Here is a 14257-nt window from a genome sequence, read left to right on the forward strand (position 1 = left end):
ACTAGGTGAGGCAATGATGCGAGGCGCGCCAGCAGAGTTCGATCGCACCAGGCTGCCACTGCCCGACACACCGGCCGGCGGTAAGGCCGGACCGACGATCTCGGAGTCGGTGATGCCGACGATCTCGCCCATCCGCCCCCCGACCGGCGCGCCCAATGTGGTGATCGTGCTGCTTGATGACGTGGGGTTCGGGGCTACTGCTACGTTCGGCGGTCCGGTTCCGTCGCCTACCGGCGATGCGTTGGCGGGGGAAGGGTTGCGCTACAACCGGTTTCACACCACCGCACTGTGCTCTCCCACACGGGCAGCATTGCTCACCGGCCGGAACCACCATGTGGTGAATACCGGCAATATCACCGAGTGGGCCACCGGGTACGACGGCTACAACAGCATCATCCCGAAATCTGCCGCCACTGTCGCTGAGACGTTGCGGCTCAACGGCTACAGCACCGCGGCGTTCGGCAAATGGCATAACACCCCGGTGTGGGAGGTCAGCCCGGCGGGACCGTTCGATCGCTGGCCGACGGGCATGGGTTTCGAAGAGTTCTACGGGTTCATGGGTGGCGAAGCGCACCAATACAATCCGGGCCTGTACCACGGTACGACGCCCATCGAACGTCCCGAAGGTGTCGCGAATTACCATCTGACCACCGACCTCGCCGATCGGATGATCGAATGGGTACGTGCCCAGCGGTCCATCGCACCGGATCGGCCCTTTTTCGTCTATTGGGCGCCGGGTGCCACCCATGCGCCGCACCAGGTGGCGCCCGAGTGGAGCGAGCCGTTCCGCGGCCAGTTCGACTTAGGCTGGGACAGGCTGCGCGAGGAGATCTTCACTCGCCAGAAGCAGCTTGGGGTGATCCCTGCCGATGCTCAGCTGACGGTGCGCCACGAGTCCATCCCCTCGTGGGACTCCGTCTCCCCGGACAGGCAACGCATCGCGGCCCGGCTCACGGAGGTCTACGCGGGGTTTTTGGCCCACACCGATTACGAGATCGGGCGGATCGTCGCTGCCCTCAAGGGCATGTCCGAGTGGGACAACACCCTGTTCTTCTACATCATCGGCGACAACGGAGCTGCGGCGGCGGGCGGAATTGACGGTGTTTTCAACGAAATGGTGGTACTGAACGGCCTCCAAGAGGACGTCTCTGTCGTGCTGTCGAAAATGGACGAATTCGGCGGGCCGAAGGCCAGCAATGAGTACCCGGTCGGCTTCGCGTGGGCGATGTCCACGCCATTCCAGTTCACCAAACGGTTCGCCAGCCACTTCGGCGGCACTCGCAACCCGATGATTGTGACCTGGCCCAAGCGCATTACCGACCGGGGCGGGCTGCGCTGCCAGTTTCATCACGTCATCGACATTGCCCCGACCATCCTGGAAGCCGCGGGCATTCCGGCGCCGGCTGTTGTCAACGGAGTCACCCAGAAGCCCTACGACGGCATCAGTTTGGCGTACACCTTCGGCGATGCGGACGCGAAGGATCGCCGCGGCACCCAGTACTTCGAAATCACCGGTATCCGCGGGATCTATCACGAGAATTGGATTGCGTGCACTTACCACGGAAAAATTCAGTGGAAGAGGAGCGCATTACCGGCATTCTCCGACGACCGCTGGGAGCTTTACGATCTGCGCAGCGACTACAGCCAGGCCGTCGACCTAGCTGCCGAGCGCCCGGACAAGCTTGCCGAACTGAAGGCGTTGTTCGATTCTGAAGCCGAGCGGAACAACGTCTTTCCGCTTGATGACCGTGGACCAATCCGCGCAATGGGTGCCCGCCCCACGATTCTTGGCGAGCGTTCTGCGATCTCGTTCGGTCAGGGGGCCATCCGCATGCCCGAGGACATCATTCGCAGCGCATTCAATCGGTCTTATTCGATCACCGCGGCTATCGACACCCCGGGCGGCACGGTCGTCGAAGGAGTTCTGCTGGCCGCCGGGGGCTATTTCGCCGGGCTGTCACTGTACGTGCAGAACGGCTTGCCGCACTTCACCTACAACTATTTCGGCTCGGAATACACCACGGTCACCGCAACCGAACTTCTCCCCGCCGGCGAGGCTACGGTCGCGATTGAATTCGACTATGACGGTGGGGGTCTGGGCAAGGGCGGGGTAGTGAGGTTGCTGCTTAACGATCGCCCAGTCGGGGAATCGCGGATCGAGCGCACCGTGCCATTCGGGTTCAGTGCCGACGAAGGAATCGACATCGGTATGGACGGCGGCACGCCGGCGGCCGACACCTATGACAGCACCTTCCCGTTCAACAGCACCATCAACGAGGTCACGATCCAGCTGCGATAAGCCGCTGCCGCGGCATCGGTGGCGGAGTGAGTAACGGGGCCGTGTCATTACCGTAGTTGCGGCAGCACTTCGCGTTCCCAGGCGCTGAAAAAGCCGTCCATGTCCGGCCCGATCTGCTGAACGTACACCTCGTCGATGCCGGCATCGAGATATTCGCGGACCTGCCCGGCATGCTTGTCCGCGGCTGGCCCGCAGGTAACCGACTCCGCGACGGTGTCCGGTGGCACCAGTGTCATTAATTCCGCGAAATCCTTTGGTCTGGGCAGTATTTGGGCGGTTTGACCGGGCAGGGCCTCGTTGGCCCATAGCCGGTGAGCGGCCTTGAGCGCGGTGTCCGGGTCGCGGTCCCAACACACCTTGGTGCCGGCCTGAACCGGCTTGTTACCTCCGCCGGCGTCCCGGAAGGCCTGCACCAGTTCGATTTCGGGCATTGCCAGGCAGTACCCGTCGCCAATGCGCCCGGCCAGTTGCGCGCCCTGTGGGCCGAAGCCTGAAACATAAATCGGCACCGGCTTTTCCGGGCAGGTGTAGATGCGTGCTTCCTGAACCTCGTAGTACTTGCCATGATGGCTGATCTCGTCACCCTTGTGCAGCAGCCGGATCACCTCGATCGCCTCCTCGAGCATCTGTTGCCGCACGCCGACCGAGGGCCAGCGATCACCCAACACATGCTCGTTGAGCGCCTCGCCGCTACCCACACCGAGAATGAAGCGCCCGTCCAATTGGACCGCCGCCGTCGCGGCTGCATGGGCGATGATCGCGGGGTGGATGCGGATCGTCGGGCAGGTGACAGCAGTGGTCACTGGCAGTGTCGTAACTTGTGACAATGCGCCGATGACTCCCCACACGAATGGGCTTTGGCCCTGTTCGTCATTCCACGGGTGGAAATGATCGGAGATCCACAGCGCGTCGAAGCCGGCCGCTTCGGCGCGTTTGGCTTGGTCGACCAGCTCGGCTGGACCGAATTGCTCGCAGGACAAGAAGTATCCGATCTTCGTCATGAGTGTGGGCTACCCGGTTGCCGGCGCGTCATGCATGCCGCGGCCGGTCGCGTTTATGTCGCCGACGTGCGGGTAGCACCCACGTATCAGCACATCACCTCGGGAGGGAGCAAGCATGGCTACCGGAGACACCGGATTCGACGACGTCAGCTTCGATCTGATCTCACTGCAATACCACTCACTGAAGGCTGGTCACGACTACGGGCAGTATGTCCGTGACGCGAAAAATGCCGGACTGGACAGCGTGGCAGAGTTTTTCGAGGGCGTGATGGCCGAAGATTCTCAGCGCGCCCAGCGCTGTCATGAATTACTCGGCGAACTCCAGTCGTCGCGATAGTCAGCGGCCGAATCGCCCCAGCACCCGACGCAGCACGCCCTGCGATTCGCCCGTCGGAGGCTGCCGAATGGCGTACGGCCACGGTGCATTTCGCTCGGGCACCGACGACGCCCGCTGCCCTTTGAGTTGCATCCTGAGGTGCTGACGCAACTCGTGCAAGTCGGGATCGCCCCACCGGTTGTCCGCCTCGACCGGGTCGGCTGTCAGGTCGTAGAGCTCCCATTGGTCATCGAGCGGGTCGGTGCGATACGCCTCGCCGCCAAGGCCATTGGTGGCCAAATGCCGAACACCAGGCTCGGTCCAGGTGGCCGGGTCGTCGAAGGTGCGCACCAGCTTCCACAAGTGTCCCCTCCCGCCGCCAGCTTCGGACTCGTCAACGCGCACGACCAGTCCCTCGAAGTTGGCGGCCACGTGCGCGGGCACCCTAATGCGCAGTGGCGCAGGGGGATTCACGTCGCGGCCCAGTTGCCGGGCGAATGCCGAAGCGCCGGTGTCGCCTTCGAGCACGTTGTCGCGCGTCATCAGGTAGACAGGCCGGCTTTCGTCGGCCGGTGCCCCGTCGACTACGGGCATCAGGTCGCGACCGGGCAGCGGATGCACCTCGGAGAACGATTCGGCGAGCACATCGGCGGTGGCGTCGACGTCGATGCCGGCCGCCCCCAGCAGCGTCGGCACCAGGTCGACGTGTGACGTCGGCGCCTCGATGGTGCGTGGCCCGGTGACGTTGTCGCCGATCCGGGCGATGACGAACGGCACCCGGGTGGCCTCGTCGTACAGGTTGAACCACTTCTGGTGCAGCCCGCCGTGCGCACCCAGCAGATCGCCGTGATCGGAGGTGCGTACCAGCACGGCATTGTCGGAACCGTCTTCGGTCACCGCGCGGCGGACCCGGTCGATCGGGGTATCGACTTCGGCGTGTAAGCGGTAGTAGAGGTCGCGATAGCGCTGCTTATTGCGTTCGTAGCTGCGGCTGATCGCCGGCGCCGGACCGTATCCGGAGTAGTACGCCTCCCGGAAGGCGATCTGCGCGGCCGGCTTGGTGGACAGGTCCTCATCGGCGGTCGGCGGTGCTGGCACCGGCGGCGGGTCCAGCGGCGAGGGCTGCAGCGGGCTGCGCCGCACCCACGCCGGAAACAGCACGATGTCGTGCGGGTTGACGAAGCTGGCCACCAGTAAGAACGGGCGCAGCGCGGCTTCCTCCCCGGCACGACGCCGGGCGTAGCGGTCTTTCAGCCAGGCGACCACCCGGTCGGCGATCAGCGGGTCGCGCCGGTATCCGCTGTTGGCGTTGCCGGCACCGTGCGGCTCGGGGCCCACCCAACCGGAGAAGCCGTACGGAGCCAGCGGGTCGGCGTCCAGGTAGCGCTGCACGGCTGCCGCGTCGACGACGCCGTCGTCGTCGTTGGTGGCCAGCGAGGCGCCCGTCGCCGGGTCCTCGACGTCGGCGTGCGAGATGTGCCACTTGCCGTCGTAGTGGGTGTCGTATCCGGCCGCGCGAAACCAGTTGCCCAGCGTCGGCACCTCGCCGGCCCGCAGCCAGCGCAGTCGCGAATCGTCGAACCGCTTGCCGATGCCGTCGGTCTGCGTGACGCCGTGCAGGTCGGGATACTGTCCGGTGAAGATGGTCGGGCGGCTCGGCACGCACGCCAGCGAACCGGTGTAATGCCGGGTGAAATTCACGCCGTGCTCGTCGAACCAGCGGCGGCCGGCCAGGGTCTGGCGGCGCCACTGCAGGATCTCGGGTGACTCATAGGGCGGTATGGCGCGTTCCTCGTCTGTCATCAAGATGACGATGTCGGGACGCTCAGACATGGGTGTTCTCCAATCGGTGTGCCAGCCCGGTCAGCAGCGTGTCGGACTGCTTGGCCAGGACACGGAGTGCGACCTGCTCGGCCAGCCGAGCCGGCGGTGCGGTTCCGATCTCTACCGTGCTGGTCAAAGTGACCTCAGTCGTATTCCCCGCCGGGCGCAGCGTCCAGCGGTTGGCGACCTTGCGCAACCGGGCCGGCAGGCCCTCGATGTCGTAGGCCAGTGTGGCCGGCGGATCGAACTCGGTGATGCGCTCCAATAGTGCATTGCGGCCCACCTGCACGCGGCGGGTGGTGCCGACGGGGGAGCCGTCGGGGCCGCCGTTCAATACGCATGAGTGATCGACGTTGTCGGCCCAGGAACTCAGGGAGCCGAAGTCTGCCAATACATCCCAGATCGCCTGTGGCGGCGCCGTTATCGTCCGGCTGCGGCTGATGTCTGACACTCCGCCATCCAACACCATGACTCTGAGATTTGTCCGAGATTGCCGTGTGGGCTGCGCAACGGCGGTCACATCAAGCGTCCGGCGTCGCGGTGTTGCGATGTGCCGGGGCGCGCGGGCAGCAGGACGGCGACGACGATCGCGCCGGCCACCGCGACACCCGCACACGTCAGACAACCCGCCCACACGCCGTCGAGGAACGCGGACTCGACGAGCGGGCGCAGGCCTTGCGCCTGCGTCGTGGGTAGGCGGCCGAGCTCGTGCTCGGCGGCGGCCATCGACTGGCGCAGCGCGGCGCGCGCGGCAGGGTCCAGATCGGACAGTGCGGCGCGGCCATCCAGTGATCTGGCATAGACCGAGGCGAAAACGCTGCCCACGATCGCCACACCGAGGCAGCCGCCGAGTTGGCGCGTCACACCGGTCACCGCCGATCCGGTGCCCGCCTCCGACGGGCTGAGCGAACCCATGATCGCCTCGGTGGCCGGGGCCATGGTGAGACCAAGGCCGCCACCCAGCAGGGCCATCGCCGCGCCGATCACCCAGTACGGCGTGTGGGTGGTGAAGGCCCCAGACCCTGCCAGTGCGGCGGCGAAGGTCAGCAGTCCGGCGGTGACGACGGAGGTAGTGCCGAACCGTTCGACGATTCTAGGTGCCAGCACGCTGGCGCCGGCGAACGAGAACGCCAACGGCAGCAATCGGACACCGGTTTCCAGCGGCAGGTAAGCGGTCATGAATTGCAGGTATTGGGTGCCGATGAAAATGAACCCGCACAGCGCCAGATAGGCCGTCGTGACAGCAACGCTTCCCCCCGAGAAGCGCCGATTGGCAAAAATCGACCAATCAAGCGCCGGGTGCGATGTATGCCGCTCCAGCCACCAGAGCAACAACACCATGATCGCCGCTATCACGAAACCGGCGCCGGTTCGCACGCTGAGCCAGCCGATGTTGGGCCCTTCGATCAGCGTGTAGATCAACACAGTCACGCCTGTCGCGGACACCAGCAGTCCGCCGGAATGCGTTGGGGGACGGTCAGGGTCGCGCGACGTCGGCACGAACAGACTTGTCCCGACGAGTGCCGTTACGGCGATCGGGACGTTGATCCAGAAGATGGAACCCAGGGTGAAGTGTTCGAGCAGCCAGCCTCCGGTAATCGGCCCGACGGCTATCCCGATGCCGTTCATCGCCGACCACACACCGATTGCCCTGGCCCGCTGGGTTGCGTCGGTGAAGATGTTGGTGACCAGTGCCAGCGTCGTAGGAAAAATGATCGCCGCGCCGATCCCCATGGCCGCGCGCGCCGCGATGAGCGTCCCGGGCGAGTTGGCGCTGGCGGCAATCGCCGACGTCGCGGCGAACAGGGCAAGACCGATGTTGAGCCAGCCGCGTCTGCCGTATCGATCGCCCAGATTCCCCGCCGGCAACAACAATCCGGCGGAAGTCAGGGTGTAGGCATCGACGACCCACTGCAGTTCGGCGTTATCGGCTCTCATGACACGCGACAATGTGGGCAGGGCGACATTGACGATGGTCATATCGATGCTGGCGACGAAATTGCTGAGGCATATGACCGCTATCGCGATGCCGGGACGAGCGCGCGGGGTGACGGCTGCGGCCGCGGCGCCGCGAACGAAGTTCAACACACCCGGTTGGCGACCAACTCGGCCAGCGCGTGCAAATCCGCCACCGCGCCCGGCTTCGGGTTGGCGGCCCTGAGCGCGTCCAGCGCGCTGGCGCGATACCGCTGAGCCTCGGTTTCCGCCCACGCACGGCCACCCGCGGCCTCAACGAGGTCGGCGACCCGGCTCAGCTCGCGATCATCGAGGTCGTCGGTCCTGGCATACAGCCTGGCCAATTCGTGGCCGGCGGCCGTGCCGGAGGTCAAAGCCGCCACCACCGGCAAAGACTTCTTCCTCGACTTGAGATCGGAATAAACCGGCTTACCGGTGACCGCTTCCCCGCCCCAAATGCCGAGAATGTCATCGACCAGCTGAAAAGCGATTCCTAAGTGCCGTCCGAATTGCCCGTACAAATTGGCCAACTCGATGTCGTCAGCTACCGAGAGAGCGCCCAACTGGCATGCCACGCCGAGCAACGCCCCCGTCTTGGCCTCCGACATGCGCAGACACTCCGCCAGGCCCACCGCCGCACGGCTTTCGAACGCAATGTCGTCGGACTGCCCGGCGCACAATTCCAGCGCGGCGCTTCTGATCGCGGTTCCCGACGGGCCATCGTGGACCAATTCAGAGGCCAATAGAAAAAGCGCGTCACCGGTCAGCAATGCCATCGGTAGCCCGAATGCAGCCCACGCCGTGGGGCGATGCCGCCGGGTCAGATCGCCATCCATGATGTCGTCGTGGAGCAACGAAAAGTCGTGCAGCAACTCCACCGCAACCGCGGGTTTGATCGCGGCTTGCGCGGAGCCGCCTGCGCCTCGCGCACACGCGATGGTCAACGTCGGCCGGACTGCCTTGCCGCCGCTTCCAAAGCCTTCCCGGCCCTCTGCGTCCCACCAGCCCAGATGAAAGCCGACGATATGGCGGATGGCGGGCGGAAGGGTTTCGATCACGGCGCGTTGCGTCGGTTCGATGAGAAGGCGGGTCTCGGCAAGCAGGGTTTCGACGCGCGTCGTGGCACCGGCAGCGCAGACCGGTTGCGCCGTCTCGGTCATGATCACCACCTCTCCGACCGTTCGCCTGCCAGCGCCGTCCACCCTGGGGGAATCTTCACCCGGGAACGTTGCGCGCAGCGGGTAAGCGGGAAATTTACCGGAGGGTTAGTTAGTGCAGCAACGTTTCGCGAAAAGAGACCAGGGTCAACCCGTCGCCGGCTCGCCGCTACGGTTTAGGGGCACGAACTCACCGGACGGGAATGAAGAGGCGGCGCAGCACGCAATGTATGACCAAGTCAACTACGACGCGGCGGATCCCGCTGACATAGGTTCGCGCATCGATCCGGTTCTGGCTCGAAGCTGGTTATTGGTCAACGGCGCGCACGCCGACCGGTTCCAAGCCGCGTCTCATTCCCGTGCGGACATCGTTGTTTTCGATATCGAGGATGCGGTCGCGCCCAAAGACAAGGACGCCGCGCGCGACAATGTGGTGCGCTGGCTGGCCGCCGACAACAAGGACTGGGTCCGCATCAACGGCTTCGGCACGCCATGGTGGGCCAAGGACATCGCCGAGTTGGCCAACACCCCGGTGGGTGGGGTGATGCTGGCGATGGTCGAATCGGTGGACCACATCACCGAGACCGCGCGCCGACTGCCGGGCGTCCCCATCGTCGCTCTGGTGGAAACGGCCCGGGGGCTGGAGCGCATCACCGAGATCGCCGCCGCCAAGGGCACGTTCCGGCTCGCCTTCGGTATCGGAGACTTCCGCCGGGACACCGGTTTCGGCGAGGACCCGACCACGCTCGCCTATGCCCGGTCACGCTTCACCATCGCCGCGAAGGCGGCCGGGCTGCCCAGTGCGATCGACGGGCCGACCATCGGTTCCAATCCGCTCAAGCTGATCGAGGCCACTGCCGTCTCGGTCGAGTTCGGTATGACCGGCAAGATTTGCCTTTCGCCGGAGCAGTGTGCCGTGGTGAATGAGGGCCTGTCGCCGTCGCAAGACGAAATCGGCTGGGCGAAAGAATTTTTCGCGGAGTTCGAGCGCGACGGGGGAGAGATCCGCAACGGGTCGGACCTGCCGCGCATCGCTCGTGCCACCAAGATTCTCGATTTGGCGCGGTCCTACGGCATCGAGGCCTCCGAGTTCGAGGACGAACCGGTGCACTCACCGGCGCCGTCGGACACTTACCACTACTGACCGCCGTCGCCTAACTTTGAGGGAGGCGAGGTAGTCGGAGGCGACTCGGAGGCGCAGATGTGAGTACCAACGTCCGAGCGGCACGTATCTATGACGAGATCGATCCCGACGGCGGCCAGCGGGTCCTCGTCGACGGCATCTGGCCGCGCGGGATACGTAAAGACGATCCCCGAGTGGGCATCTGGTGCAAGGAAGTCGCACCATCGAAGGAACTGCGCGAGTGGTATCACCACCGGGCCGAGCGCTTCGGCGAATTCGCCGCGCGCTACGAGGCGGAGCTGGCCGGCAATCCCGCGCTAGACGAACTGCGCAAGCGAGCCGAACGTGGCGTTGTCACCCTGGTCACCGCCACCCGTCAACTGGACGGCACTCACGTTGCCGTCCTGGTGGACCTGCTCACCCGCGGGGAGGATTGACGTTGCGCATCGCGGTTGTCGGCGCAGGGCCGGCGGGGCTTGCTGCGGCCGTCAAGTTGCGCGACCTCGGGTACCACGACATCAAGATCTTCGAGAAGGCTGATCGCGTCGGCGGCAAGGCAATGAGTGTCGAGGTCGACGGCCGGCATTACGACCTGGGTGCGGTGCTGATCAGCGACCGCTGTCGACATGCGATGGAGCTTGCCAAGCGATATGGTTTGCAGCTCTCGTCGCGCAGCGGCCCCAGGGCTGTCGTCGAACTGGCGAACCAGCGCTGGGCGAACATCGTTGATGCGCATGCCGAAAAATACTCAAATCGCGAACGCCTGATCATGTTGATGCGGGTCCAGCACTACGTTTCGAAGTACCGTAAATTCTTCGACCGACCCGGCTTCGCCTTCACTGGCTTGCCTGAGCTGGAAAATCTCCGGCAGGAGATCGCCCAACCCATGTCTGATTGGGCGCGAGCGAACAAATTGGAACTGCTGCTGCCCGCCTGGGAACCCGCGGTTGCAAACATGGGATATGGCCCGTATTCATCTGTTGCCGCCCAGTACTTATTGAAGTACATGCTTTGCCACCCGCGGATGTCGGTTCGCCAAGCGCTATGGACCATGGTCAAAAGACGCGCCGCTCCGATGCTTTCGTTCACTCACGGCTACCAGGCCCTATTCGAAGCCGTGGCAAGGGATTTCGACGTGACGACGGGCATCACGATCACCCGGATCAGCCGCAATCAAGACGGTGTCACCATTCACTGCGCCGGGCAGGCCGAACCCCAGCGATTCGACAAGGTACTGCTGGCGATGCCTCTGGATGCCGCTGCCGATCTTCTCGAGGACGAGACGCCCGCCGGAATAGCCGAGGAAACCGCGTCCATCTTTGGGCGCCTCGAGTACACGGAGTACTACGCCACGCTGGCGGAATCCTCTGCACTGTCCGAAGACGCCGAGATGCATTTTGCCTATGGCGCCGAACAATTGGGGCTTGCCGGCGGCCATTCCTCGATTGCGCCTTGGCCCGACAGCAAGCTACGCGTCTTCTACCACTACGGCGATCCCGACAATCCGTGGAACGCCGATGCCGCGGTCGATCGGCTGCGTCGCGATCTCGCGCACGTCGGGATCTCGCTCGGGTCGGTGGCTCACACCCAACAGTGGCGATACTTTCCCCGCTTCTGCTGCGCCGATGTCGCCGCTGGCCTTTACGACCGTGCCGAGGAGTTGCAGGGCAAACTGAATACCTATTTTCTCGGCAGCGCAATGGCTTTCGAGATGGTCGAGCACACGATCGACTTCTCCTACCATCTCGTTGCGCGTGAGTTCGCTGATGTCAGTTGAGTGATCGGGGTCTGATGCAGCTGGGATTGCACGCACTGGGAATCGGCGCCGGCGCTGACCGGGCCGTGATCGACGCCGTCGCCTCCGCGGCCGAAGAATGCGGGTTCGCCACCCTGTGGGCGGGCGAGCACGTCGTGATGGTGGACCGATCGGAGTCACGCTACCCCTACTCCGATGACGGCGTCATCGCCGTTCCGGCGCAAGCGGATTGGCTTGACCCGATGATCGCGCTGGGTTTTGCCGCGGCGGCGTCGTCGCGGATCACCGTCGCCACCGGCGTGCTGTTGCTGCCCGAACACAACCCGGTGATCGTGGCCAAACAGGCCGCCAGCCTGGATCGGCTCAGTGGCGGGCGGCTGACTCTCGGTGTGGGCGTCGGGTGGTCGCGTGAGGAGTTCGACGCACTCGGGGTGCCGTTCGAGCATCGCGCCGCCCGCACCGCCGAGTACGTCGCCGCCATGCGCGCCGTGTGGCGCGATGACGTCGCCTCCTTCGATGGAAGATTCGTGGGCTTCGACTCGATCCGGGTCAACCCCAAACCGGTTCGCGATCGTCGGATTCCGGTCGTCGTCGGCGGGAACAGCGATCCCGCGCTGCGGCGAGTGGCGGCCTGGGCCGATGGCTGGTACGGCTTCAATCTCGACGGGGTGGGCGCGGTGCGCGAAAGCATCGGCAAGCTCGAACGGCTGTGTGCCGACGCCGGCCGTGAGCGCAGTGAACTGCGGCTCGCGGTGGCTCTGCGGAGCCTGCATGTGGATGACGTCGGTGCGCTTGCCGAACTCGGGGTGGACGAGTTGGTCATCGTTGCGGCGCCACCGGCTGATCCAGGCGCCGTGCCCGACTGGATTTCGGCGTTGGCCGAGCAGTGGACGCCCGGTCAGTAGTCGTACTGTGCCAGTTGGGTTTCGGCGGAGTGTGCGGATCCGGTGAGGGATACGGCCGCGGGAACCATTTCGCTGGTTACCAGCCCGTGGTGGGTGGTCAGCTCGTCGACGAGGTCGAAACTGCGTGCGATGGCGTCGGGCGTGTCGACGATGATGGTGGTCACCGGGACGCGACGGACGATCTGAAATAGCTTGTCCCCGTGGGGTTTATGGTTGCCGTGAAAGCCCCAGATGCCGCGCAGCGCAGTTGCGCCGCGCGCCGTCTCCGACTGCATCAGCCGGTAGACAAGTGCGCGGTGGATCGGCTGCCCGTCGTGGTGGGTCGCTTCGGCGGTGTGCACCATCAGCTTTTGCCACAGGGTGCGACCTTGGGCATCGGTTGGCGGCAGCTCTTGAGGACGGGCAAATAGCTCGCCGTCGCGTTTGCACAACCGCACCCGCTCGATGGTCAGCAGGGGATTGGGCAGCAGCTTGGCCAGTTCGGCAGCAGCGGCCGTCACCTGTGGAGCCGACCCGATGGCAATGATCATCTGCGGAACGTTGGTATTGCGCCCGAAGAACCGGGCCCGGTAGCGCTCACCGTATGCCGTGCCGTCGACGCCCAAAAGTACTGTGGCACCTGCGAATCCATGCCGATACAAGAGTTCGCACACGGCGTGGTAGGCCGGCGCGCCGGCGCATCGCACTTGCCGGCCGACGTAGACGGTGAGTTTGGTGGCGTCCCCGGTTCGGCTGTCGATGTCGTTGAGTGCGTCGGCACCGCTATGCCGGGTGACCAGTCGCGCGCGTTCCAGCGTCACAAAACCGGTACCGGTCATGGCCGTCGCCTCTTGGACGAGCGGACGAATCTTCGACTCGACGTCGACGGCGACGATGGTCACCGGCGGGTCCTCGGACAGGCTCAGCGTTTGGTCGCCGCGCAGTTCGTGCTTGGGGCCAAAGCCGGTGGTACCGCGCATCATCACGCTGGTTGCGACTTCGCGGGTGTCGAACAAATCCAACATGGCGTCGGCGAGGAACCGTCTGGGCTCATCGACCGCGCGCTGGCGCTCGCCGAAGTACGCGGTCAACTTCAGGGATTGCTCGCTCATATCTGCTCCGCGATCCATTGCCCCAGCACGGCGGCGGCTAAACCGAGCACGACGCTGACGGCGATATTTGCGAACGCGGTAACCATCTGGCGCTCTTCGCTGAGCCGCTGGGTTTCCAGCATCCAGGTGGAAAAGGTGGTGTAGGCGCCGACGAACGCTGTGCCGGCCAGCAGCGCCACGTCTTTGGGCAGCGCCAGGCCGGCGAGGAAACCCAGCAGCACGGCGCCGCTGATGTTCACGGTCAAGGTGCCGTACGGGAAGGAACGTGCCATCCGGCGCGCGATCGTGCGGTCCACCAGAAACCGCGACACCGACCCGATGCCACCGATGACCATGACGCCGGCCCACACCAGAACCGTCGTCATGAGCGCACTCGCACCCGCCGGACCAGCACCGTCGCCAGGTGTACAGCGAGCAACCCGAGCACGATGCTGACGACGATATAGGTGGTGGCCAGGGCCCAATGGCCGTGTTCGAGCATCTTGACGGTCTCGACCTGCATGGTGGAAAAGGTGGTGAGCCCGCCGCACAACCCGGTGCCCAGTAGCGGGCGCCGATAACTGGACAGCGGTAATCGCTCCAGTAACCGCGTGGTGAAGTAGCCCACCAGAAATGCGCCGACGATGTTGACGGTGAAGGTCGGCCAGGGCCAGCGTGCCGGGTCGGGGACCGCGAGCGTGCCCAGCGCCGCTCGAGCCAAGGCGCCCAGCGCTCCGCCGGCGAAAATCGCGGCCAACTCCCGGTAATCGCGGCCTGCCACTGGTTGTTTCCCTTCGGTCAGCCAACTGTGCGCTTCGCAGCCTAACCGGGACGGCGGCCTACGGGCAGA

14 protein-coding genes are annotated in these 14257 nt (G+C 64.9%); 6 read left to right on the forward strand and 8 right to left on the reverse strand.

Annotated elements, in window-relative coordinates; translation table 11 throughout:
* Positions 1-13: 13 nt before the first annotated feature.
* Positions 14-2299: an arylsulfatase gene (locus tag AWC27_RS05575; RefSeq protein ID WP_085669562.1), complete on the forward strand. Its 2286-nt coding sequence runs from the start codon at positions 14-16 to the stop codon at positions 2297-2299.
* A gap of 47 nt (positions 2300-2346) precedes the next feature.
* Here AWC27_RS05575 and AWC27_RS05580 read toward each other — a convergent pair whose 3' ends face one another.
* Positions 2347-3300 (reverse strand): TIGR03557 family F420-dependent LLM class oxidoreductase, encoded by a 954-nt coding sequence (locus tag AWC27_RS05580; RefSeq protein WP_085669563.1) that lies wholly within the window; start codon positions 3298-3300, stop codon positions 2347-2349.
* Between the two features lie 115 nt (positions 3301-3415).
* Here AWC27_RS05580 and AWC27_RS05585 point away from each other — a divergent pair, with 115 nt between their 5' ends.
* Positions 3416-3637, forward strand: coding sequence for an acyl carrier protein (locus AWC27_RS05585; protein WP_085669564.1), 222 nt, complete (start codon positions 3416-3418; stop codon positions 3635-3637).
* On the opposite strand, the gene AWC27_RS05590 is transcribed toward AWC27_RS05585, so the two are convergent.
* Genes AWC27_RS05590 through AWC27_RS05605 form a run of 4 tightly spaced genes read right to left on the reverse strand, consistent with a single transcriptional unit; the run spans position 3638 to position 8556 of the window.
* On the reverse strand, positions 3638-5449 hold the full coding sequence (locus AWC27_RS05590) for a sulfatase family protein (RefSeq protein ID WP_085669565.1): 1812 nt from the start codon (positions 5447-5449) through the stop codon (positions 3638-3640).
* On the reverse strand, positions 5442-5909 hold the full coding sequence (locus AWC27_RS05595; RefSeq protein WP_085669566.1) for an SRPBCC family protein: 468 nt from the start codon (positions 5907-5909) through the stop codon (positions 5442-5444). Before AWC27_RS05595 ends, AWC27_RS05590 begins: the two co-directional genes overlap by 8 nt.
* 47 nt (positions 5910-5956) lie before the next feature.
* Positions 5957-7525 carry an MFS transporter gene (locus tag AWC27_RS05600; protein ID WP_245846864.1) on the reverse strand — a complete coding sequence of 523 codons (1569 nt, stop codon included), beginning with the start codon at positions 7523-7525 and terminating at the stop codon, positions 5957-5959.
* Positions 7522-8556, reverse strand: coding sequence for a polyprenyl synthetase family protein (locus tag AWC27_RS05605; protein ID WP_085669647.1), 1035 nt, complete (start codon positions 8554-8556; stop codon positions 7522-7524). The genes AWC27_RS05600 and AWC27_RS05605 overlap by 4 nt, the downstream gene beginning before the upstream one ends.
* Positions 8557-8779: 223 nt before the next feature.
* Here AWC27_RS05605 and AWC27_RS05610 point away from each other — a divergent pair, with 223 nt between their 5' ends.
* Genes AWC27_RS05610 through AWC27_RS05625 form a run of 4 tightly spaced genes read left to right on the forward strand, consistent with a single transcriptional unit; the run spans position 8780 to position 12337 of the window.
* Positions 8780-9697, forward strand: a complete 918-nt coding sequence (locus AWC27_RS05610; RefSeq protein ID WP_085669567.1) for an HpcH/HpaI aldolase/citrate lyase family protein — start codon at positions 8780-8782, stop codon at positions 9695-9697.
* A 59-nt stretch (positions 9698-9756) separates the two neighbouring features.
* Positions 9757-10113 carry a DUF488 domain-containing protein gene (locus tag AWC27_RS05615; protein WP_085669568.1) on the forward strand — a complete coding sequence of 119 codons (357 nt, stop codon included), beginning with the start codon at positions 9757-9759 and terminating at the stop codon, positions 10111-10113.
* Between the two features lie 2 nt (positions 10114-10115).
* The gene (locus AWC27_RS05620; RefSeq protein WP_169726724.1) at positions 10116-11453 is read left to right on the forward strand and encodes an FAD-dependent oxidoreductase; all 1338 of its coding nucleotides are present in this window, start codon (positions 10116-10118) and stop codon (positions 11451-11453) included.
* A 14-nt stretch (positions 11454-11467) separates the two neighbouring features.
* Positions 11468-12337 (forward strand): LLM class F420-dependent oxidoreductase, encoded by an 870-nt coding sequence (locus AWC27_RS05625; protein WP_085669570.1) that lies wholly within the window; start codon positions 11468-11470, stop codon positions 12335-12337.
* Here the strand turns inward: AWC27_RS05625 and AWC27_RS05630 are convergent.
* Genes AWC27_RS05630 through crcB (AWC27_RS05640) form a run of 3 tightly spaced genes read right to left on the reverse strand, consistent with a single transcriptional unit; the run spans position 12331 to position 14188 of the window.
* Positions 12331-13428 (reverse strand): DUF190 domain-containing protein, encoded by a 1098-nt coding sequence (locus AWC27_RS05630; RefSeq protein ID WP_085669571.1) that lies wholly within the window; start codon positions 13426-13428, stop codon positions 12331-12333. The genes AWC27_RS05625 and AWC27_RS05630 overlap by 7 nt on opposite strands.
* Positions 13425-13793, reverse strand: a complete 369-nt coding sequence (gene crcB, locus AWC27_RS05635) for a fluoride efflux transporter CrcB (protein WP_085669572.1) — start codon at positions 13791-13793, stop codon at positions 13425-13427. Before crcB (AWC27_RS05635) ends, AWC27_RS05630 begins: the two co-directional genes overlap by 4 nt.
* The gene (gene crcB / locus AWC27_RS05640) at positions 13790-14188 is read right to left on the reverse strand and encodes a fluoride efflux transporter CrcB (protein WP_085669573.1); all 399 of its coding nucleotides are present in this window, start codon (positions 14186-14188) and stop codon (positions 13790-13792) included. Before crcB (AWC27_RS05640) ends, crcB (AWC27_RS05635) begins: the two co-directional genes overlap by 4 nt.
* Positions 14189-14257: the final 69 nt, after the last annotated feature.

It is taken from the genome of Mycobacterium szulgai (assembly GCF_002116635.1).
GTDB classification, from domain to species: domain Bacteria; phylum Actinomycetota; class Actinomycetes; order Mycobacteriales; family Mycobacteriaceae; genus Mycobacterium; species Mycobacterium szulgai.

Bases quoted from the DNA above. Each gene is read 5' to 3' on its own strand.
- AWC27_RS05575 (WP_085669562.1), top strand. From the start codon at position 14: ATGATGCGAGGCGCGCCAGCAGAGTTCGATCGCACCAGGCTGCCACTG.
- AWC27_RS05580 (WP_085669563.1), bottom strand. From the start codon at position 3,300: ATGACGAAGATCGGATACTTCTTGTCCTGCGAGCAATTCGGTCCAGCC.
- AWC27_RS05585 (WP_085669564.1), top strand. From the start codon at position 3,416: ATGGCTACCGGAGACACCGGATTCGACGACGTCAGCTTCGATCTGATC.
- AWC27_RS05590 (WP_085669565.1), bottom strand. From the start codon at position 5,449: ATGTCTGAGCGTCCCGACATCGTCATCTTGATGACAGACGAGGAACGC.
- AWC27_RS05595 (WP_085669566.1), bottom strand. From the start codon at position 5,909: ATGGTGTTGGATGGCGGAGTGTCAGACATCAGCCGCAGCCGGACGATA.
- AWC27_RS05605 (WP_085669647.1), bottom strand. From the start codon at position 8,556: ATGACCGAGACGGCGCAACCGGTCTGCGCTGCCGGTGCCACGACGCGC.
- AWC27_RS05610 (WP_085669567.1), top strand. From the start codon at position 8,780: ATGTATGACCAAGTCAACTACGACGCGGCGGATCCCGCTGACATAGGT.
- AWC27_RS05625 (WP_085669570.1), top strand. From the start codon at position 11,468: ATGCAGCTGGGATTGCACGCACTGGGAATCGGCGCCGGCGCTGACCGG.
- AWC27_RS05630 (WP_085669571.1), bottom strand. From the start codon at position 13,428: ATGAGCGAGCAATCCCTGAAGTTGACCGCGTACTTCGGCGAGCGCCAG.
- crcB (WP_085669572.1), bottom strand. From the start codon at position 13,793: ATGACGACGGTTCTGGTGTGGGCCGGCGTCATGGTCATCGGTGGCATC.